16 protein-coding genes are annotated in these 21556 nt (G+C 61.5%); 6 read left to right on the forward strand and 10 right to left on the reverse strand.

Annotation, left to right across the window (positions count from 1 at the left end; all coding sequences use genetic code 11):
- Positions 1 to 223: 223 nt before the first annotated feature.
- Positions 224 to 2020, forward strand: coding sequence for a nitrate/nitrite two-component system sensor histidine kinase NarX (gene narX / locus ES815_RS22785; RefSeq protein WP_142489843.1), 1797 nt, complete (start codon positions 224 to 226; stop codon positions 2018 to 2020).
- The gene (narL, locus tag ES815_RS22790; RefSeq protein ID WP_142489844.1) at positions 2013 to 2663 is read left to right on the forward strand and encodes a two-component system response regulator NarL; all 651 of its coding nucleotides are present in this window, start codon (positions 2013 to 2015) and stop codon (positions 2661 to 2663) included. Before narX ends, narL begins: the two co-directional genes overlap by 8 nt.
- Before the next feature lie 2 nt (positions 2664 to 2665).
- On the opposite strand, the gene ES815_RS22795 is transcribed toward narL, so the two are convergent.
- The 7 genes from ES815_RS22795 to nasR all read right to left on the reverse strand — a co-directional run bounded on the left by ES815_RS22795 (position 2666) and on the right by nasR (position 15253).
- Positions 2666 to 4069 (reverse strand): YchO/YchP family invasin, encoded by a 1404-nt coding sequence (locus ES815_RS22795; RefSeq protein ID WP_142489845.1) that lies wholly within the window; start codon positions 4067 to 4069, stop codon positions 2666 to 2668.
- A gap of 376 nt (positions 4070 to 4445) precedes the next feature.
- Entirely contained in the window at positions 4446 to 6956 is a 2511-nt protein-coding gene (locus tag ES815_RS22800) for a nitrate reductase (protein ID WP_142489846.1), read from the reverse strand.
- Positions 6953 to 10933 (reverse strand): nitrite reductase large subunit NirB, encoded by a 3981-nt coding sequence (gene nirB / locus ES815_RS22805; protein WP_142489847.1) that lies wholly within the window; start codon positions 10931 to 10933, stop codon positions 6953 to 6955. The genes ES815_RS22800 and nirB overlap by 4 nt, the downstream gene beginning before the upstream one ends.
- An 11-nt stretch (positions 10934 to 10944) precedes the next feature.
- Positions 10945 to 11733 (reverse strand): ABC transporter ATP-binding protein, encoded by a 789-nt coding sequence (locus tag ES815_RS22810; RefSeq protein ID WP_142489848.1) that lies wholly within the window; start codon positions 11731 to 11733, stop codon positions 10945 to 10947.
- A gap of 9 nt (positions 11734 to 11742) precedes the next feature.
- The gene (gene ntrB, locus ES815_RS22815) at positions 11743 to 12621 is read right to left on the reverse strand and encodes a nitrate ABC transporter permease (RefSeq protein WP_142489849.1); all 879 of its coding nucleotides are present in this window, start codon (positions 12619 to 12621) and stop codon (positions 11743 to 11745) included.
- 1 nt (position 12622) lies between these two features.
- Positions 12623 to 13870: a CmpA/NrtA family ABC transporter substrate-binding protein gene (locus ES815_RS22820; protein WP_142489850.1), complete on the reverse strand. Its 1248-nt coding sequence runs from the start codon at positions 13868 to 13870 to the stop codon at positions 12623 to 12625.
- A gap of 228 nt (positions 13871 to 14098) precedes the next feature.
- Positions 14099 to 15253 carry a nitrate regulatory protein NasR gene (gene nasR / locus ES815_RS22830; protein WP_142489851.1) on the reverse strand — a complete coding sequence of 385 codons (1155 nt, stop codon included), beginning with the start codon at positions 15251 to 15253 and terminating at the stop codon, positions 14099 to 14101.
- 72 nt (positions 15254 to 15325) lie between these two features.
- Here nasR and ychN point away from each other — a divergent pair, with 72 nt between their 5' ends.
- The 3 genes from ychN to ES815_RS22845 all read left to right on the forward strand — a co-directional run bounded on the left by ychN (position 15326) and on the right by ES815_RS22845 (position 18025).
- The gene (gene ychN, locus ES815_RS22835) at positions 15326 to 15679 is read left to right on the forward strand and encodes a DsrE/F sulfur relay family protein YchN (protein WP_142489852.1); all 354 of its coding nucleotides are present in this window, start codon (positions 15326 to 15328) and stop codon (positions 15677 to 15679) included.
- 107 nt (positions 15680 to 15786) lie between these two features.
- Positions 15787 to 17571, forward strand: coding sequence for a methyl-accepting chemotaxis protein (locus ES815_RS22840; protein WP_142489853.1), 1785 nt, complete (start codon positions 15787 to 15789; stop codon positions 17569 to 17571).
- Positions 17572 to 17782: 211 nt separating this feature from the next.
- A complete protein-coding gene (locus ES815_RS22845) occupies positions 17783 to 18025 on the forward strand; it encodes a DUF1883 domain-containing protein (RefSeq protein WP_142489854.1) in 243 nt (80 codons plus the stop codon).
- 42 nt (positions 18026 to 18067) lie between these two features.
- Here ES815_RS22845 and ES815_RS22850 read toward each other — a convergent pair whose 3' ends face one another.
- A complete protein-coding gene (locus tag ES815_RS22850) occupies positions 18068 to 18763 on the reverse strand; it encodes a gamma-glutamylcyclotransferase (RefSeq protein ID WP_142489855.1) in 696 nt (231 codons plus the stop codon).
- Between the two features lie 193 nt (positions 18764 to 18956).
- Positions 18957 to 19187 (reverse strand): putative cation transport regulator ChaB, encoded by a 231-nt coding sequence (gene chaB, locus ES815_RS22855; protein ID WP_142489856.1) that lies wholly within the window; start codon positions 19185 to 19187, stop codon positions 18957 to 18959.
- 268 nt (positions 19188 to 19455) lie between these two features.
- On the opposite strand from chaB, the gene chaA reads away from it, so the two are divergent.
- Complete coding sequence (gene chaA / locus ES815_RS22860; protein ID WP_142489857.1) at positions 19456 to 20556, forward strand: sodium-potassium/proton antiporter ChaA; 1101 nt, start codon at positions 19456 to 19458, stop codon at positions 20554 to 20556.
- Positions 20557 to 20669: 113 nt separating this feature from the next.
- On the opposite strand, the gene kdsA is transcribed toward chaA, so the two are convergent.
- The gene (gene kdsA, locus ES815_RS22865; protein ID WP_142489858.1) at positions 20670 to 21524 is read right to left on the reverse strand and encodes a 3-deoxy-8-phosphooctulonate synthase; all 855 of its coding nucleotides are present in this window, start codon (positions 21522 to 21524) and stop codon (positions 20670 to 20672) included.
- Between the last annotated feature and the right edge of the window lie 32 nt (positions 21525 to 21556).

The raw sequence follows: 21556 nt of genomic DNA on the forward strand, positions 1-21556 counted from the left end.
AATTCCGCGAAGAAAAGTTGTGCTACTCCCTCGTGAGTAGCGCATTCCGCTAAAAAAGGTGTGGTTTTTCACGGTGCTGCTACTCCCGGCTTACCCCCTCCTCCCATTCGTCCGACAAATGGCAATTAGTAGGTAATCCTTTTTGGGTATGGGTATACTCCAGGGTATGCCTGAGAATAGAGCCCTTGCCGAGTCCAGCCATTGTCAGGAGCCAGACTGCCCTATGTTTAAACGCTGTTTTTCACCGCTGACGCTGGTTAATCAACTGGTACTTATTGTCATGCTGTCTACCGCAATCGGGGTGACGGGAATGGCAATTTCCGGCTGGCTGGTTCAGGGCGTACAGGGCAGCGCGCACGCCATTAACAAGGCCGGTTCACTGCGCATGCAGAGCTACCGCCTGCTGGCGGCGATCCCGCTGGAAGCCAAAGACCAGACGTTACTCGATGAAATGAACGCCACGGCGTTCAGCCCGGAACTGCAAAGCGCGGCACAGCGCGATAACCAGCAGGCGCAGCTGAAAGCCCTGCAGGATTACTGGCAAAATCAGCTGGCCCCGGGGCTCCGTCAGGCGCAAAACCCCGACGCGGTCGCCAGTGATGTCTCCGGTTTTGTCAGCCGCCTCGATAATCTGGTCACCGCCTTCGACCGCAGCACCGAACAACGTATTGAGCGGGTGGTACTGATGCAGCGGCTGATGGTGCTGTTTATGGCGCTGCTGCTGATATTCACCATTCTCTGGCTACGCGCCAGGCTGCTGCACCCCTGGCGGCAACTGCTGGCGGTAGCCCGCGCCGTCACCCAGCGCGATTTTACCCAGCGCGCGCACATCAACGGGCGCAACGAAATGGCCATGCTCGGCGAAGCGCTGAACACCATGTCCGGCGAGCTGGCTGAAAGCTACGCGGTGCTGGAACAGCGGGTGCGGGAAAAAACCGCCGGGCTGGAGCAGAAAAACGAGATCCTCTCCTTCCTCTGGCAGGCTAACCGCCGTCTGCACTCGCAGGTGCCGATGTGCGAGCGGCTCTCGCCGGTGCTCAACGGGTTGCAAAATCTGACCCTGCTGCACGATATCGAGCTGCGGGTGTATGACCTGGAAGATGAAGAGAATCATCAGGAATTTACCTGTCAGTCAGATATGAGCTGCGATGAAATCGGCTGCCATCTCTGTCCGCGCGGCCTGCCGCCGCTGACCACCAGCGGCACGACCCTGAAGTGGCGGCTGGCGGATAACCTGACGCAGTACGGCATTTTACTGGCGACCCTGCCCGCCGGACGCCATCTGAGCCACGATCAGCAGCAGCTGGTCGACACCCTGGTGGAGCAGCTGACCGCCACCCTGGCGCTCGATCGCCATCAGGAAAAACAGCAGCAGCTGATTGTGATGGAAGAGCGCGCCACCATTGCCCGGGAGCTGCACGACTCCATCGCCCAGTCGCTCTCCTGCATGAAGATGCAGGTCAGCTGTCTGCAGATGCAGGATACCGACCTGCCGGAGAGCAGCAAACAGCTGTTAAGCCAGATCCGCAACGAGCTGAACACCTCCTGGGTGCAGCTGCGTGAACTGCTGACCACCTTCCGCCTGCAGCTGACGGAGCCTGGCCTGCGGCCCGCGCTGGAGGCCAGTTGCCAGGAGTTCAGCGCCCGACTCGGCTTTACCGTGTCGCTGGACTACCAGCTGCCGCCGCGGTTTGTGCCCTCGCACCAGGCCATCCATCTTCTGCAGATCGCCCGCGAAGCGTTGAGCAACGCGCTGAAGCATTCCGGAGCGACGGCGGTCTCACTCACCGTGAGCCAACACGATAATCAGGTCAAACTGGTGGTGCGCGACAACGGCTGCGGCATACCGGCAAACGCCGAAAGAAGTAACCACTACGGTCTGATTATTATGCGCGACCGCGCACAAAGTCTGCGTGGAGATTGTCAGGTTCGCCCAGGTGAATCTGGCGGAACGGACGTTATCGTCACCTTTATTCCCGAAAAGCCTCTTTTCACTGCCCAAGGAGAACACCATGTCTAATCAGGAGCCGGCAACAATCCTGTTGATCGACGACCATCCGATGCTGCGCACCGGCGTAAAACAACTTATCAGCATGGCGTCGGATATCACCGTCGTGGGCGAGGCCAGCAACGGGGAACAGGGCATTGAACTGGCCGAGGCTCTCGATCCTGATTTGATCCTGCTCGACCTCAATATGCCCGGCATGAACGGCCTCGAAACCCTGGACAGGCTGCGCGAAAAATCGCTTTCCGGGCGGGTGGTGGTGTTCAGCGTCTCCAATCATGAAGAGGACGTGGTCACCGCCCTGAAACGCGGCGCCGATGGCTACCTGTTAAAAGACATGGAGCCGGAAGAGTTGCTGAAATCCCTGCAGCAGGCGGCGGCCGGTGACATGGTGCTGAGCGAAGCCCTGACCCCGGTGCTGGCGGCCAGCCTGCGCGCCAACCGCGCCACCTCCGACCGCGACGTCAGCCAACTGACCCCGCGTGAGCGCGATATCCTCAAGCTGATTGCTCAGGGTCTGCCGAACAAGATGATCGCCCGCCGTCTCGACATCACCGAAAGCACGGTTAAAGTGCACGTGAAACATATGCTGAAGAAGATGAAGCTGAAATCACGGGTGGAAGCCGCGGTGTGGGTACATCAGGAACGCATTTTCTGAGTTTACTCGTCCGGCAGCAGCGCCCAGCGCGGATCCTCTTCTGGCAGGGCCAGGAGCGGCTGCGTCAGTGCCAGCGTGATCTCATTGGAAGAGACACGCTGCCCGGCTTTATCTTCCACCACCACCGACAGTTTCCAGCGGTTGCTCGCCCCCTCGCGGTTATCCCACGCCGGCAGAATAATACTCCACCCGTCGCTATCACTGGCCTGCGCCGGTGAGGTCAGGCTCAGCGCCTGGGTATCCCCCTGCCAGTGCAGCGTCCGCACCCCGTGACGGCTGCGAATATCCAGCTTCAGCACCACCGTTTCACCCGGCTTGAGATCCCACGGCGGCGTCGCCAGCCATACCGATAGCGTTTTCCGCTGGCGGAACTCCAGCACCGGCAGGCTCTCGCGTTCCGGCGGATCGTAACGACTGCCCCGCAGGGAGCGGCTGTCCATCACTTCGCTGGCGGAGAGCTGTTTTTTCAGCGGCACCCCGAAGCGATAGTTGAGCTTCAGGCCGAGGTTATTCTGGCTCACCCCGCTCTCCCCCTGCTTGTGGGCGGCGGAGAAGGTCACCAGCGGCACCGGGGTGTAATCGAGCCCCAGATTAACCGCCAGCGGGTTGCGATAGCCGGTACCGGTGTGAAACAGATCGACGTTGTCGCCATAGTATTGTTCAAAACTGACGCTGGTATTGAGGTGATGATAAAACGGCAGCCAGGCTTTGGCGGTGACGTCGTAGCCGCGGGCCATGCGCTGCTCCTCCACCGCCGAGCTGTCACGCCAGCTGGCAAAGGGCTGATAGTAGTTGGCCGACAGGCGCAGGTATTCGCCCCAGGCTTCAGCGCCAAGACCGGCACGCTGCAGGTTCTCATCCAGCAGATTGTCGTAAAAAGTGTTGTAACCCAGCAGCCATTTGCCCGCCACCCAGCGCTGGCCGATCCCCGCGTTGCTGACCAGGCCGTCTTCCTGCTGGGTGAGCCCAAGCTGGCTCCAGGTCAGGTAGTGATTGTTATCCTGCCAGGGGATAAACCAGCTGCCCTTGCTGCCGGTAAAGCGCCCCTCGTCGTTAACCAGCAGATCGACGCTGGCGTTTCCCCAGGGGGAGAGCCACGATTCGATATGCTGATTGACCTCCTGGCTGACCGCGTCCCGCACCTGGCCGAGGGCGAACTGCCGGGCCTGCTCCTCGGTGGTCAGGCCGTTGTCGGTCATACTAGCCTCACCGAAGGCTTTCGCCATCTCCGCCAGATGCTTTTCACCCTCGCCCGTCGGGGTCGCCATGCCTAAATCCGGCAGGCTGTCGCCGTTATTATCAAAGGGATTTTGCGCCTGCTGGAGAAAGGAATTCGGAGCAGCCTGAACGGCTCCGGCAGAACAGAGGAGGAAAAACAGCCAACGAATGCGGGGGGAAACAACCATCACCGTCGTGAAAGGGCGCCTGTGTTGATGGAAAACAGAGTTAACACCTTAGCGTGATTGAGGAAAAATTTCAGCCCTAAGGGAAATTTCAGGAATATCCTGAAGCTTGATTGCCGGGTGGCGCTGACGTTTACCGACCTGTGGGGCCTGCTTGCCGGGTGGCGCTGCGCTTACCCGGCCTACGGGACGTAGGCCTGATAAGCGTTAGCGCCATCAGGCGTTTACACCCGCACAGGCCCCGTAGGCCTGATAAGCGCAGCGCCATCAGGCGTTTACACCCGCACAGGACCCGTAGGCCTGATAAGCGTTAGCGCCATCAGGCATTTACACCCGCACAGGACCCGTAGGCCTGATAAGCGTTAGCGCCATCAGGCGTTTACACCCGCACGGAAAGCATCGCTTTCAGTTCCGGCACGCAGGAGCCGCAGTTGGTGCCGCAGCGCAGTTTTGCCCCCAGCGCCGCCGCGGAGTCGCATCCTTGCGCAATCGCCTCGCGGATCGCGTTTTCACCGATGCTGAAACAGCTGCAGATAATGCGCCCGGGATCAACGCGCTCGCCGGGATGCTGCCCGTTCAGCAGAGCGTGACGTTCGGCCAGCTGTACGGGCGCGATGCGAAACGCCTCTTCGATAAAGCTGTGCGCCAGCGCCGGCAACCCGATGCCTTGCCAGAATCCCAGCATCAGTGTCCCGTCATGCCAGGCCAGCACGCTGCTGCGATCGCCGGTTTGCGCGATTTGCAGCTGCCAGCCCTGCCCGGTGCAGTGATGCAGCAGCCATTCCAGCAGCGGTTTGTCCCCCACCAGGGTCAGCCGCGTCACCCCGGCCGTCGCCTTGCGCCACCAGTGGACATGCACTGGCAGCGCCAGTTCCTCCCTGCTGTAAAGCTCCCCCTGCCAGGCGGGCTGCCACGGCATCAGCCGCACCGCGGTTTGCTTGCTTTCGGGCTGACCGGAATGGGGATCGCAGCGCCCCTCCACCAGCGCATTGACCTTGCCCTGGCGCGAAAAACAGCTGTTCCAGTGCATCGGGACGAACAGTTCCCCGGCGCGCTGCCCGTCACCGATCCGCGCCCGGGCCACCATCAGCCCGCGCGGGGCGCTGATGCGCGTCAGCTGTCCGTCCTGAACTCCCAGCCGGGCGGCATCCTGGGGGGAAATATCCACCGTCGGCTCATCCCGGTGCTGCATCAGGCGCGGGACATAGCCGGTGCGGGTCATGGTATGCCACTGGTCGCGGAGTCGACCGCTGTTGAGCAGCAAGGGATAGAGCAGATTCGGCGCGGCGGCGTGCGGCTGTGGGGTGACCGGCACCCGCCGGGCGTGGGTTAACGCTTCCCGGTTAATCGGCCACTGCCAGGGGGTCAGTTGATCCCACTGCGTGCGGGTGAGCTGCGCCAGCGCCGCGAGGTTCAGCTGCCGCTCGCCCTGGTTTTCAAAGGCGGTCAGTGCGGCGTGTTCGGTAAAGATGGCATGGGGATGATCCCAGGCAAAGGCCGCGCCGTAGCCCAGCTTTTCAGCGAGTCGGGCGATGATCCACCAGTCCGGTTTCGCCTCGCCGGGCGCGGGCAGAAAAGCGCGCTGGCGCGAGATGCGGCGTTCGGAGTTAGTCACCGTCCCCTCTTTCTCTCCCCAGCCGAGCGCCGGAAAGCGAATGTGGGCGAAGCGGCTGGTATCGGTGTCGCGCATCACTTCCGAGATCATCACCAGCGGGCAGGCCGCCAGCGCCTGACAGACCGCATGGCTGTCCGGGAGCGACACCGCCGGGTTGGTGCCCATGATCCACACCGCCTTCACCTCGCCGCGGGCAATGGCGTCGAACAGCTCTACCGCCATCAGCCCTGGCGTCTGGGCCAGCCGCTCCGTCCCCCAGAAGCGCGCCACCCGGCTGAGATCGTCCGGCGTGAAGTTCATATGCGCCGCGAGCTGATTCGCCAGCCCGCCGACCTCGCGCCCGCCCATCGCATTGGGCTGACCGGTCAGCGAAAACGGCCCGCAGCCCTCGCGGCCTATTTTGCCGCTCGCCAGGTGGACATTGATAATGGCATTGCACTTGTCGCTGCCGCTGGTGGACTGGTTGATCCCCATGGTGTAGAGCGTCACCGCCCGCGGGGCGGCGATAAACCAGGCGTAAAAGGCAGCGACATGCTCGGGCGGCAGGCTGCAAAACGCCGCCACGCGTTCAGTCGACCAGTCGCTGGCCTGCTCAGGGTCAATGGCGTTCAGCAGGCCGACAAACAGCCCGGCATCGCTCCCCGGCGTCAGGGCCAGATGCAGGTCGGCAATGTCGCAGGTCGCGGTGCGCCGGGGGTCGATCACCACCACCTTCAGCGCCGGATTATCAATTTTCGCCTGCACCAGACGCTGATAGAGCACCGGATGGGTCCAGGCGGCGTTGGAGCCCACCAGCACCACCAGGTCGGTATGCTCAACGTCCTCGTAGCTGCACGGAACAATGTCCTCCCCGAAGGCGCGCTTGTAACCCACCACCGCCGAGGACATGCAGAGCCGGGAGTTGGTGTCGATATTGGCCGCCCCGATAAAGCCTTTCATCAGCTTGTTGGCGGCGTAGTAATCCTCGGTCAGCAGCTGGCCGGAGGCATAAAAGGCCACCGCCTGCGGCCCGTAGGTGTCGACGATCGCCTGGAGACGGCTACCCGCCGCATCCAGCGCCTGCTCCCAGCTCACCGGCCGATCGTCCACCTCCGGATGCAGGAGTCGTCCCGCTAACCCGGTGGTCTCCCCGAGCGACGAACCTTTGACGCACAGCCGCCCAAAGTTGGCCGGATGGCTGTCGTCGCCGCGCACGCTCACCTCGCCGTTGTCGACGCGGGCGATTACGCCGCAGCCCACGCCGCAGTAAGGACAGGTCGTCTGGGTTTCACTCATGAGGCCTCCGCACGCATCACCAGCTCTTCGCTGCCTACCATGACCTGGTCGCCGTCAACCTTCACCGGCCAGGCGCGCACCGCCACTTCGCCGGTGTCGACCTGCCGCCCGTCGCGCAGGCGGATCCGCGTCTTAAACAGCGGGGAGATCACCACCGGCTCCCCCCCGGCATCGCCCAGAATACCGCGCGACAGCACGCTGACGCTGCCGCCCGGCTCCCTGTCCTCCAGGGCGTAGACCGACTTGCCGAAGCGGAACAGCGCAATGGGCTGCTCACCCAGACGGGCACCGATCCCGGCCTGCTCGGGGATCTCCTCCAGGGTACAGACCGCCTGCCAGCGCTTTGATGTCACCGGCGCGGCATCGAGGGTGCGGAACTGCGCCAGCCGACCCGGATCCTGCAGGGTGGTCTGCCATTCGCACTGGTACGTATCCACCACCCGCTGCATCTCCTGCTCCAGCTCGTCGGCAATGCCGAGGCTGTCATCGATGATCACCTCCCGCAGGTACTCCAGCCCGCCTTCGAGGTTATCCCGCCAGGTGCTGGTGCGCTGCAGGCGATCGGCGGTGCGGATGTAGAACATCAGGAAGCGATCGACGTAGCGCAGGAGGGTGGCGTCATCGAGATCGCTGGCAAACAGATCCGCGTGGCGCGGCTTCATCCCACCGTTGCCGCACAGATAGAGGTTCCAGCCCTTGTCGGTGGCGATCACCCCCACGTCCTTGCTCTGGGCTTCGGCGCACTCGCGGGTGCAACCCGAGACGGCCATCTTGATTTTGTGCGGGGCGCGCAGCCCCTTGTAGCGGTTCTCCAGCGTCACCGCCAGGCCGGTGGAGTCCTGCACACCGTAGCGGCACCAGGTGGAGCCGACGCAGGATTTCACGGTGCGAAGGGATTTGCCGTAGGCGTGGCCGGTTTCAAACCCGGCGTCGATCAGCTGCTGCCAGATCTCCGGGAGCTGCTCCAGCCGGGCGCCAAACAGGTCGATGCGCTGTCCGCCGGTGATTTTGCTGTACAGCTGGTAGCGTTTGGCGATCTGGCCGATGGCAATCAGCCCGTCGGCGGTCACCTCCCCGGCGGCCATCCTCGGCACAATCGAGTAAGTGCCGTCTTTCTGGATGTTGGCGAAGTAGCGGTCGTTGGTGTCCTGCAGCGGCAGATGGGCCGGTTTCAGCAGGTATTCGTTCCAGCAGGAGGCCAGCACCGAGCCCACCAGCGGCTTACAGATCTCGCACCCGTGGCCCTGGCCGTAGCGGCTGATGAGCTGGTCAAAAGTGTGGATGCGGTTGACGCGTACCAGGTGGTAGATCTCCTGGCGCGAGTACGCGAAGTGCTCGCAGATATCCTTTTTCACCTCCACGCCCTGGGCCGCCAGCTGGAACTCCATCACCTGTTTCACCAGCGCGCTGCACCCCCCGCAGCCGGTGGCCGCTTTGGTGCACTGTTTTACCGCCCCGATGTCGGTAGCACCGTTGCTCACCGCCTGGCAGATATCGCCCTTGCTGACGTTGTGACAGGAGCAGATCTGCGCGCTCTCCGGCAGGGCCGCCACGCCCAGCGCTTTCGGGGCGCTGCCCGCCACCGCGGGCAGGATCAGGGTCTCGGGATCCTTCGGCAGGCGGATGTCGTTGAGCATCATCTGCACCAGGGTGGCGTATTCGCTGGCATCCCCCACCAGCACCCCGCCGAGCAGGGTTTTGTTGTCGGCGCTGACCACGATCTTCTTGTAGATCTGCTGCGGGCCGTGGGTCCACTGGTAGCTCTGCGCCCCCGGCGTGCGGGCGTGGGCATCGCCAAACGAGGCCACGTCCACCCCCAGCAGCTTGAGTTTGGTGCTCATATCCGCCCCGGTGAAGGCGTTCGCCTCCCCGGCCAGCGCGGCGCTGGCTACCCGCGCCATCTGATAGCCCGGGGCCACCAGGCCATAGATTTTCCCCTCCCAGAGGGCGCACTCTCCAATGGCAAAGATGTCCTCGTCAGAGGTGCGGCACTGGTTGTCGATATTGATCCCGCCGCGCTCCCCCAGCACCAGACCGCAGTCCCGGGCCAGCGCATCCTGCGGGCGGATCCCGGCAGAGAAGACCACCATGTCGGTGGCCAGCTCGCTGCCGTCGGCGAAGCGCAGCACTTTGCCCGCGTCGGTATCGGCAATTTCGGTGGTGGCTTTGCTGGTATGCACCCCCACGCCAAGGGCTTCAATTTTGCGCCGCAGCATGGCGGCCCCGTCATTATCCAGCTGTACCGCCATCAGGTTCGGGGCGAACTCCACCACGTGGGTCTCCAGTCCGAGCTGTTTCAGGGCGTTGGCCGCCTCCAGCCCCAGCAGCCCGCCGCCAATCACTACCCCAGTGCGGGAGCCTTTGGCATGGGCAGCAATCTGGTCCAGATCGTCAAGGGTGCGGTAGACAAAGCAGCCCGGCAGGTCGCGCCCCGGTACCGGGGGTACAAACGGATAGGATCCGGTCGCCAGCACCAGTTTATCCCAGTGGGTTTCATGTCCACCTGCGGTGCGCACCACCCGAGCGTCGCGATCGATGGCGACAATCTGCTGGGACAGGCGCAGCTCGATGCCGTTATCGGCAAAGAAATCCCCGGCCACCATCGACAGCGAGTCGGCGCTGCGTCCGGCAAAGTATTCCGACAGATGGACGCGGTCATAGGCGGCATAGCGCTCTTCACCGAAGACCACAATCTGGTATTGCTGATGCAAACCGCGGTTCACGCAGTCTTCAAGAAAATGGTGGCCGACCATACCGTGCCCAACCACAATCAGAGTAGGTTTTGTCATCGCGTTTTGTCCTGCAACCTGCGGCTGCGTAGTGAATCGATCGAACAGCCAGTCCGCCTGGGCGGGTTCTGACGTAGCCAGTAAATCGGTGAGGGTGGCCGCGCTGCGACACTCCCCCATCAGCAGCACGCCTGCCAGCGTGCCGTTGCGAACCAGTAAGCGGCGGTAGTGGCGTGTCAGCGGATCCCAGCTGGTCCACACCGCATCATGTTGTTGCGCGGCCACCTCCCCGACGCTGAACAGCTCAACGCCGGTCACCTTCAGGCGCATGCCGTTTTGCATCGGGGTAAAGGGGGTGACGTTTTCCCCGGCCAGACGGGCGGCGAGGATCTCCGCCTGGGCCAGGCACGGGGCCACCAGCCCCCAGGTCTGGCCGTCAATTTCGCAGCACTCGCCGATGGCGCTGATGCCATCCAGGGCGGTGCGCATCTGGTCATCCACCAGAATGCCGCGCCCGCACGGCACGCCGCCTGCCTGCGCCAGGGCGATGTTGGGCGTCACGCCGGTCGCCAGCACCACCCGCGTGGCGGCCAGAGTGCGTCCGCTGCTGAGGGTGACGCTGTCGGCAGCAATCGCCGTCAGGCCGCCGTTAAGCTCGCAGCCGATGCCCCGCTCGCTCAGTGCCTGCTCCAGCAGCAGCCCGGCCTGCTGATCCAGCTGCTGCTCCATCAGCCAGGGGCCACGATGCACTAAAGTGACACCGTCACCTCTCAACCGTAACGCCGCAGCGGCTTCCACGCCGAGCACCCCGCCCCCCAACACCACCGCCGGGCCGGGGGTCGCCAGAATGGCGTTGACGTCATCGAGGGTGCGGAAGGTAAAGACGTGCGGCAGACCCACTCCGGGGATCGGCGGCACAAAGGGCTGGGATCCGGTGGCAAACACCAGCTCATCCCACCCCATCAGACGTTTATCGGTGCGCAACATCCGCGCCGCGCCCTCCACCGCCAGCACCCGCTCGCCGCAGAGCACCGTGACGCCGCGCGCACGATACCAGGCGTCATCATGCAGCTGCGTGGCGGCGGCCTGTTTCTCGCCGCCGAGCACCGGGGAGAGCTGTATGCGGTTGTAGGCCGGTGCCTGCTCGTCACCGATGACGGTGATGACGAAGCGCCCGGGCGCGCGGTCGGTCAACGACTCAATCAGCCGCGTTGCCGCCATACCGTTTCCAATGATGACCAGGCGCATAGTGGCGCTCCTCAGGCCGCTTTCGGCTGTTTTTCGTAGAGGAAATGGAGGATCTGCTGACGCATATGGTGATAGCGGCCGTCCTCCGCCAGCTGCACCCGATTACGCGGACGCGGCAGATCAACGCGCAAAATCTCCCCCACCGTCGCCGCCGGGCCGTTGGTCATCATCAGGACCCGATCCGAGAGCAGCACCGCCTCGTCAACGTCGTGGGTGATCAACACGATGGTGGTGTTCAGCTCCTGCTGAATTTTCATCACCGAATCCTGCAGATGGGCGCGGGTCAGGGCGTCGAGGGCACCGAACGGCTCATCCATCAGCAGCACTTTCGGCTTCATCGCCAGGGCGCGGGCAATGCCGACCCGCTGCTTCATCCCGCCGGAGATCTCCCCCGGACGTTTGTGAATGGCGTGCCCCATCTGGACCCGATCGAGGTTATGTTCGATCCACTCCCGGCGCTCGGCCTTGCTCATGCTGCGGCGGAACACCTGATCCACCGCCAGGGCCACGTTGTCGAAGCAGGTGAGCCAGGGCAGCAGGGAGTGGTTCTGGAACACCACCGCCCGCTCCGGGCCCGGCCCGGCGATCTCGCGGTTGTCGCAGATCAGCCCGCCTTCGGTGGGCAAGGTGATACCGGCGATCAGGTTCAGCAGCGTCGATTTACCGCAGCCGGAGTGGCCGATCAGGCTGACGGTCTCGCCCTCGTGAATATCAAAAGAGACGTTTTGCAGCGCCAGAAACTCGCCGCTGGCGGTGGAAAAACGCTGGCTGACGGCCTGGACCTGAATTAATGGTTTCATGTGCGCTCCTTATTTTTCCTGCCAGCTGAAACGACGGGCGATCAGCATCAGCCCCTGCTCCAGCAGCAAACCCACCACGCCGATAATGACGATGGCGATGAGAATGTTTTCGACGTTGAGGTTGTTCCACTCGTTCCAGATCCAGAAGCCGATCCCCAGGCCCCCGGTGAGCATCTCGGCGGCGACAATCACCAGCCAGGCGATGCCGATGGAGAGGCGGACCCCGGTCAGGACCGCAGGCAGCACGGCGGGAAACAGAATGCGGCGCATTACCGTCCACTCGGAGAGTTGCAACACCCGCGCCACGTTGAGGTAATCCTCGGGGATGCGGCGCACCCCTTCGGCGGTGTTGATGACCATCGGCCAGATGGAGCAGATGAAAATGGTCCAGCTGGAGGCGGGCTCCGCCTTCTGGAACAGCAGCAGGCCAATCGGCAGCCAGGCCAGGGGGCTGACCGGGCGCAGCAGCGCGATCAGCGGGTTAAACATGCGCGCCAGAAAGGTAAAGCGACCGATCATAAAGCCCAGCGGGATCCCCACCAGCGCCGCCAGGCCAAAGCCGATGGCCACGCGCTGCAGCGAGGCCAGCACGTTCCAGCCCACCCCCATGTCGTTCGGGCCGTCGCGGTAGAACGGGTCGGCAAACAGGGTGATGGCCGAATCCAGGGTGCTGAGCGGCGTCGGGAAGCCTTTGCTGTTGATGGCCGCCAGCTGCCAGGCGATGACCAGCAGCCCGAGGCCGAGCAGGGCCGGAATAAGACGTTGCAGCAGGTCGTTGAACCGGCGGGCAAACGCGGGTGAGCGGCGGCGCACCTGCACCGGCGGCAGGGCAATCACTTCCCCGCTGACCGGCGCGGCGGGTGCCGCTTTGGTGTTAACTTTTTTCATATCAGGCCCCTGTACGGTGAATGGCGAAACGGTTGGCGTAACCCTGCGGATCGGTGCCGTTCCAGACGGTGCCGTCCATCAGGGTGCTGCTGCGCAGCGGTGACGATGGTGCGCGAATGCCGCCCACCGCCGTGGCGGCGTCCTGCCAGACGTCGGTGCGGTTGATGCGTTGGGCGATGGCGGCGTAGTCCGGGTCGGTTTTCAGCAACCCCCAGCGACGGAACTGGGTTAAGAACCACATCCCGTCGGAGTGCCACGGGTAGCTGACCGCTCCGTCCTCAAAGAAGCGGATCGGGTGAGCGTCCTGCCAGCGTTGCCCCACCCCGTTGTCGTACTCACCCAGCATGCGGCCGGTGAGGTACTGCTCTTTGGTGTTGAGCCAGGCGCGACGGGCCAGCAGTCGGGCGGTCTCTTCTTTATTTTGCGGCGAAGCATCGATCCAACGCTGGGCCTCCAGCAATGCGCTGACCAGCGCCCGGGCGGTGTTGGGGTGGGCTTCAACCCACTCCCGGCGGGTGCCGAGGATCTTTTCCGGGTGTTCCGGCCAGATGGACTGGGAGGTGGCGGCGGTAAAGCCGATGCGATCGTTGATGGCGCGGGCGTTCCACGGTTCGCCGACGCAGAAGCCGACCATATTGCCGATGCGCATGTTCATCACCATCTGCGGCGGCGGCACCACTACGGTGCGCACGTCGTCAAAGGGGTTAATGCCCGCGCTGGCCAGCCAGTAGTAGAGCCACATGGCGTGAGTGCCGGTGGGAAAGGTGTGGGCGAAGGTGTAGCTGCCCGGCGCCTGTTGGCCGATCAGCTTCTTCAGCCCCTCGACGTCACGCACGCCCTGCTGGGCCAGATCGCTCGACAGGGTGATCGCCTGTCCGTTCTGGTTGAGGGTCATCAGGTTAGCCATTGGCTTGGGCTTACCGGCGATGCCCAGCTCCAGGCCGTACAGCAGGCCATAGAGAATGTGCGCGGCATCCAGCTCTCCGGCCACCAGCTTGTCGCGCACCGCCGCCCAGCTGGCCTCTTTGGTGGGCACCAGGGTGAAGCCGTATTTTTTATCGAAGCCCTTATACGCCGCGATCGCCAGCGGCGCGCAGTCAGTGAGCGGGATGAAACCTACGCGCACCGTCTCGAGTTCCGGTTTATCGGAGCCTGCTGCCCATGCGGCCTGCATCACGCCCGGCAACATCAGCGCCCCGCCTGCCAGCGCGCTGGCCTGTAAAAAACGCCGCCTTGTCCATTCCAACATGCTCACTCCTGAAAAAAAGCCAAAAAAAAGCGCCCGGCAGTGCCGAAGCACTGCAGGACGCCTTTATCCTGAAGACCGTCGCACCGCCGTTGGCGCGCCGTCTCAAATTGTGAATTAACTAATGCAAAGGGGATGCCAGCTTTTAAGGCCCTGGTTTACGGGCCTTTTCCGCCATCCCGCAGCCAGAACGCACCTCAACCATGCACAGGTTGCCCGCCTGAGGTGCAGCTACTGCTGCCAGAGTGCCTTGACGGTGAGCAAGGCCCGGGCTATATCCACCATCCGCTGGTTCTTGTCCATCGCCATCTTGCGCAGCTGGCACCAGGCCTGCTCCTCGCTCATCTGCTGATGGGTCATCAGCACGCTTTTGGCTTTATCGATCACCTTGCGCTCCTCGAGAGTGTCGCGCATCGAGGCCAGCTGGCGGGAGAGCTGCTCTATCTCCCGCGCCTGCTGGCGCACCAGCGGCAGGAGCGGCTTTTGCGGATAGAGGGCCAGCGGCTCTTCGGAGGATGGCTCCTCCGGCAGGTCGTCGTCGGCCCGGCCAATCAGCGCCTCCACCGCCAGCATCAGATCGGCAATTTGCATCTCTTCCAGGGCGCGCAGGTGTTCGAGACGTTCGGTTTGCAGCGAGAACCAGTGCAGCGCCAGCACGCCCTTATCCGCTGCCGGCTGGCGGGTACAGGCCAGCCGCCGCAGCTGTTCGGTTTCGGCTCCCGGCACGCTGAGGGCGAAATGGTCGTGCACGCTGGCGGGGGTCAGGGAGAGAAAGACCTCGAAGCAGGCCTGCTGCCCGTCGATGCGGTCCACCAGGGTCTGGCGCATCTCATCGCTGAAAAAGCCCTGGGTAAAGCCGATCGCCCCCAGCGCCCGCTCCTGGCCGACCAGCTCTTTACCCTGCATCAGGCTATAAAGTGCAACAAACCTGCCGGCGAGTTGCGGATCGTCAATGCTGTCGTTGAGCTGGGGTACGATACTGAGCAGGTTGCGCAGGGTGCGACTGTAGCGCTCCATCGCCACGTCGGCGGGCAGCGTACAGGCGGTGATGACCTCGCGTAATGCGGGCAGCTGTTCCAGGCTCTGCAGGGCGTTCGCCACCCGCTCGCTAAGGGCGCCGCTGGCCATCAGCGGCGTGCCGAGCGCCTGGTGCAGCGCCTGGAGATGTTCGTCCACCAGCGCGCGGCTGGCTTTACATTCGAGGGCATACAGCGTGCCCCGGGAGCAGAGCCAGATGTTGGAAGCCCCGCGCTCGCACTGTAGCATGTGCGCAAGATGACTGATTCGGCTGACAAGCGTGCCCAGCTGCGCCAGTTTGCACAGCTGTTGTTTACGCATCAGCCTGGCGTGCTGAAACCATTCGGTGGCGCCGGTGATGTTCGTCATGCTTTCTCTCCCGGGTCAGTGTTTGACAGAGAGAAGCAATTTTCATGCCTTTTATACCTTTCAGGAGTCAAGATGCAGAAGATCGTGATTGTCGCCAACGGCGCGGCCTATGGCAGTGAATCCCTGTTTAACAGCCTGCGGCTGGCGATTGCCTTGCGCGAGCAGGAGAGCGAGCTGGATCTGCGCCTGTTTTTGATGTCCGACGCGGTGACCGCCGGGCTGCGCGGCCAGAAGCCTGCCGAGGGCTATAACATTCAGCAGATGCTGGAGATCCTCACCGCACAAAACGTGCCGGTGAAGCTGTGCAAGACCTGCACCGACGGCCGCGGTATCAGCGCCCTGCCGCTGATTGAGGGGGTGGAAATCGGCACTCTGGTGGAGCTGGCGCAGTGGACACTATCCGCAGATAAACTATTAACTTTCTAATAATGATTTAACTAAAATATTTTTTTCTTATGAGCGCGGTTCCAGCATCAAGTTTGCCTGCCCGATGCCGATAGGCTTCTTACAACAACACAGCAGGTATTACATTTATGTTCAGGTCAATTCGCGCTCGTATTATTGCGGCGACGGTCGGATGTCTGATCGCCGCGCTCCTTCTGAACACCGTGATTAATTTCCAGGTCACGCGTCGGGACAATCAACAGTCGCAACGCGACATGCTGGCCAGCACCAGCGCCAGCCACAGCCTGGCGATTGGTGACTGGGTAAACAGCAAAACCGCGGTAATCAACTCTCTGCAGAACGTCGCCCTGAGCGACGATCCGGTGCCGATGTTCAAACAGCTGGCGCAGGCGGGCGGTTTTATCAACGTCTATGTGGGTTATGCCAGCAAAACCGCGAAGTTCTCCAATCCTGACGGCGTACCTGCCGACTACGATCCCACCATACGTCCCTGGTATCAGCAGGCGGTGAAAGAAGATCGCGCCATCGTCACCGCGCCTTATGTCGATACCGGCACCAAAAAGCTGGTGGTCACCTTTGCCGTGCCGGTGAAAGAGAACGGCGAGCTGAAAGGGGTGCTGGCGGGTGACGTAGCGATGGACAGCGTGATCGCCAACGTGCGCGGTATCCGTCCGACCCCGGCCAGCAGCGGGCTGTTGATTGACAGCGACGGGACGGTGATCGCCGCCAACGACCCTGCCCTGACCCTGAAAGCCTTTAACGATGTCATCAGCGGCGTCGATCTGAATGTCCTCAAGAGCGGCAAGAGCGCCGAAGGCCAGTTCAACGACGCGACCAAAACCTTTGCCGCCACCCCGATTGCCGGCACCCAGTGGCAGCTGATTGTCGCCCTCGACAGCAATGATGCCACCTCCGGGATGCGCACCCTGCTGAAGGCCTCCTCCCTGTCGCTGGTGATCCTGGTTCTGCTCAGCGCCGTCGTGGTTCACTTCGTGATTGCCCGTCTGCTTAAACGCCTGTCGGATATTCGCGATGCGATGCACGCCATCGCCAACGGCACCAACGATCTCTCTCAACGTCTGCCGGAGAAAGGCGAGGATGAGGTAGCGCAGATCGCCCATGCCTTTAACGCCTTCAGCGACAAACTTTCGGTGGTAATGGTACAGCTGCGCGACGCCAGCGCCTCGGTGAAAAACGCCGCCCAGGAGATCGCCGCCGGTAACCAGGATCTCTCTGGCCGCACCGAGCGGGCCGCCTCCAGCCTGCGCGAAACCGCCAGCGCCGTGGAGCAGATCACTGCCTCCGTCGCCCAGTCGACCGAATCGGCCGCCATCGCCAACGAGCAGGCGGGCAAAGCCTCCGAGGCAGCAACCCGCGGCGGCAGCGTGGTCTCCCAGGCGATCACCACCATGCAGTCCATCGAAGCCGCCTCGACTAAAATTGGCGATATCACCAGCGTGATCGACGGTATCGCCTTCCAGACCAATATCCTGGCATTGAATGCCTCGGTTGAAGCCGCGCGTGCAGGTGAACAGGGTCGTGGTTTTGCGGTGGTTGCAGGTGAAGTGCGTAATCTCGCCAGCCGCAGCGCCCAGGCGGCAAAAGAGATCAAAAGCCTGATCGACTCCACCACCGACAGCGTGGCGACCGGTTCACGCTATGTGCATCTGGCGGGCCAGAGCATGGATGAGATCGTCACCAGCATCGGCAGTATGTCGGGGATCATGCGGGAGATCACCGTCGCTACCAGCGAGCAGATGAAAGGCATTCAGGAGATCAACCGGGCGGTGACGCATCTGGACAGCATGGTGCAGCAGAACGCCGAACTGGTGGTGCAGTCGGCCGCCGCGGCAAGCGCCCTGCAGGGTCAGGCAGGCGAGCTGGCTGAAACCGCCGGACATTTCCGCATTTAATGTTAATCCATTGCCTGAAAGCGGTGTAAAGCGGTGTCCGCTGAAAGCTTTCAGGCATATTGTCATTTTTGTTTAAGGGTTATGCCATTTTTTGATCAAAATCAGCACCCCCGACCTTCCCCTTTGGTGTTATGCCATGAGTGAATTGTGAACAACATCACGCTCAGGATTGGCCGCAAGGAGAGCGTTGTTTTGGGATACGGGGTAAAAAATGGCACTGGTAAAAGCAAGTCTGAAGTTGTTTGGCGGGGATACGGTGGTGGTGCGCTGCTCGGAGCGCTGTCATATTCATCTGATGAGTAATAAAGCAGCACGTAAAACGCAGGCGGATATTCTGAGCGTGCAGAACAGGGACAGCGCCTGGCTCACGGTGCCCTACACCGGCACCTGGGAAGTGCTCATCGACAGCCACAGCCAGTCGCTTGAGCACTCCATCAGCTACGTCGCCGCCTGATGAGCAATCGCCCGGTACGCTGCAAAGCCACCGGGCGTTTTTTCAGGCGAAGCTCGCATTCAGCGGGTTATCGGGCTGGGTGCCATCAAGCAAGGCCCGCACGCGCGACACCAGCTCATTCAGACAGTCATCCCGCATGCCCAGCCGGGTCAGCTCCTGATCGAGCGAGAACAGGTACTGCGCGTTAGTGCCAAGCGGGCCGCTGGCCGCCGCAATCAGCGGGGCAATCACCTGCGCCCGGGTATCGGCTTCAAACAGCGGATGGCGTGGATCCATAATGAACACCAGCGCATTGACGGTGCGTCCGTCATCGAGTTCAAGCTTGCACCAGCTCGGCATATAGCAGCCGGTGATCATCTCGCGCTTCCACAGCAGGGCCAGCTCCTCTTCCAGCGTGGTATCCGGCAGGCGATAGGCCACCCCCGTGGTGCGTCCGCCCTCTTTCAGTGCAAGCATGCGCCCCGGCTGGCAGGCGCTGCCGCGACCGGCGGTCAGGCGCAGACAGAAGGCGCGGTGCCAGCCCGGCAGGGTTCCGGTTGCCGATTCGACAAACTCCAGCGCCGGGTTCCACATCAGCGAGCCGTAGCCGAAGAGCCACACCGGACCGTTGTCAGGACGGCAGGCAAGCGTTGCTGCCAGCGATGCCGCCCGTTGTTCGGCTGACCACAGAAGCGATTCTTCAATCGCACCAAAGGCCGTTTTACAGTCGGCCTTCATAAGAAAATCACGCGTTAACATAGTGCACCTCCGCCACTGCCTGCTTCCCTGCCCACACTTTTATGAACCTTCCAGGTCTTTTTACTGCTCAATTAGAAAGCAGTACCGTGACGATATGCAATAATTTTGCCGGGTGCAACAGATGGACAGCGCAACCGCCTTAAAAGTCAAAGCGCAGGGTGCAAACTATTAAGCACAGGCAATCAGGCAGGCGCTATTTCTTCTTGTGCCACTTGTCATCATCGCCCTTCTCATAGTCATTCTTCACTGCCGCCCAGGCCACGCGGTGCGCGGTCTCCTCCCGACTGGCATCGCCCCGGCGGTCCTCTTCATCCTTGTATTGATCCCAGGCGCTGTTGAAAGCTTCTTTATAAATATCCTGCGCGTGGGCCGGCAGCACGTGCTGAACATTGTCCGGTAAATCAGTTTTCGATTTGTATGGCATATCAACCCCCTATTTTTAATCAATTAATAAGTGTGGTAGACAATGCCGGAGGCTTCCAGTCAAATTAATAATCGGATAATGATTTTATTTAATTTACTGTTATTAAGGATATATTTAACGGAAATATCTTATTATGTCGTTTTCGACTTAAAATCACCTCGAACCGTAAAATTAAGTAAAATATAATCAGTAACCTGCGGCAATCTGTTAATTTAACGTCCTCTTTTTCTATCTATAATGACAAGCACCTGCAACTCTGGAGAACTACATGACAACCGCACACGAGACGGTGAAAACCCGTCATAAGGAGACCTCTCTCATTTTCCCGGTGCTGGCACTGGCCGTGCTGCTCTTCTGGGGAAGTAGTCAGTCACTGCCAGTGGTTATCGGGATTAATGTCCTGGCACTTGTTGGTATCCTCAGCAGCGCCTTCAGCGTTGTTCGCCATGCCGACGTGCTGGCCCACCGCCTGGGAGAGCCCTACGGCTCGCTGATTTTAAGTCTTTCCGTCGTTATTCTCGAAGTGAGCCTTATTTCCGCACTGATGGCGACCGGTGATGCGGCTCCCACCCTGATGCGTGATACGCTCTACTCCATTATTATGATTGTGACCGGGGGGCTGGTCGGCTTCTCACTGCTGCTGGGCGGACGCAAATTCGCCACCCAGTACATGAATCTGTTTGGTATTAAGCAATATCTGATCGCCCTCTTCCCGCTGGCGATTATCGTGCTGGTATTCCCGATGGCGCTGCCGGGCGCTAACTTCACTACCGGCCAGGCCCTGCTGGTGGCGCTGATTTCTGCGGCGATGTACGGCGTTTTCCTTCTCATTCAGACCAAAACGCACCAGAGCCTGTTCGTGTATGAGCACGAAGACGAGAGCGACGACGACGACCCGCACCACGGCAAGCCGTCCGCACACAGCAGCCTGTGGCATACCGTCTGGCTGATCGTGCATCTGATTGCGGTTATCGCGGTCACCAAGATGAATGCGAACCCGCTCGAAACGCTGCTGACCGAGCTGAACGCGCCGGTAGCCTTTACCGGCTTCCTGGTGGCGCTGTTAATCCTCTCCCCGGAAGGGCTGGGAGCGCTGCGTGCGGTGCTGAACAATCAGGTGCAGCGCGCGATGAACCTGTTCTTTGGGTCGGTACTGGCGACCATCTCCCTGACGGTTCCGGTGGTGACGCTGATTGCCTTCATCACCGGCAATGACCTGGTGTTTAGCCTGGGGGCACCGGAGATGATTGTGATGGTGGCGTCGCTGTTGCTGTGCCAGATTTCGTTTTCAACCGGGCGCACCAATGTGCTCAACGGCGCGGCGCATATGGCGTTGTTTGCGGCCTATCTGATGACGATATTTGCGTGATGCGGTAATGCCGGGTGGCGGCTACGCCTTACCCGGCCTACAACTGAACCCGTAGGCCCGCGCAAGCGCAGCGCCGCCGGGCATAAAAAAACCCGCCGAAGCGGGTTTTTTTATTAGTTGCTGGTATCCAGCTCTTCAAAGTTCTTAACCAGGTCGTCAATCGCTTTGATCTGTTTCAGGAACGGCTCCAGCTTATCCAGCGGCAGTGCGGATGGGCCGTCGCATTTCGCGTTGGCTGGATCCGGGTGCGCTTCGATAAACAGACCCGCCAGACCGGTTGCCATACCGGCGCGCGCCAGTTCGGTCACCTGTGCACGACGGCCACCGGAGGCGGCGCCAAACGGGTCGCGGCACTGCAGAGCGTGGGTTACGTCGAAGATCACCGGCGACTGGTTAGAGACGTTCTTCATCACGCTGAAGCCCAGCATGTCGACCACCAGGTTGTCATAACCGAAGTTAGCGCCACGGTCGCACAGGATCACCTGATCGTTACCGCCTTCGATAAACTTGTCGACGATGTTCCCCATCTGGCCAGGGCTTACGAACTGCGGTTTTTTCACGTTGATGACCGCGCCGGTTTTCGCCATCGCTTCAACCAGGTCGGTCTGACGGGCGAGGAACGCCGGCAGCTGGATCACGTCAACAACGTCAGCCACAGGCTGCGCCTGGCTGGCTTCATGCACGTCGGTGATCACTTTCACGCCAAAAGTCTGCTTCAGCTCCTGGAAAATCTTCATCCCCTCTTCCAGGCCGGGGCCACGGTAAGAGTGAATAGAGGAGCGGTTGGCTTTGTCAAAAGAGGCTTTGAACACATACGGGATACCCAGCTTCTGGGTCACGGTCACGTAATGTTCGCAGATACGCATCGCGAGATCGCGGGATTCCAGAACGTTCATGCCGCCGAACAGCACGAACGGCAGGTCGTTCGCCACGTTGATATCGCCAATGCTAACCACTTTTTGTTTCATAGGATCGCCTTATTCAGGGTGAATCGGAGTTA

Origin of the sequence: Leclercia adecarboxylata, from assembly GCF_006874705.1 — a bacterium.
GTDB lineage: Bacteria > Pseudomonadota > Gammaproteobacteria > Enterobacterales > Enterobacteriaceae > Enterobacter > Enterobacter adecarboxylatus_C.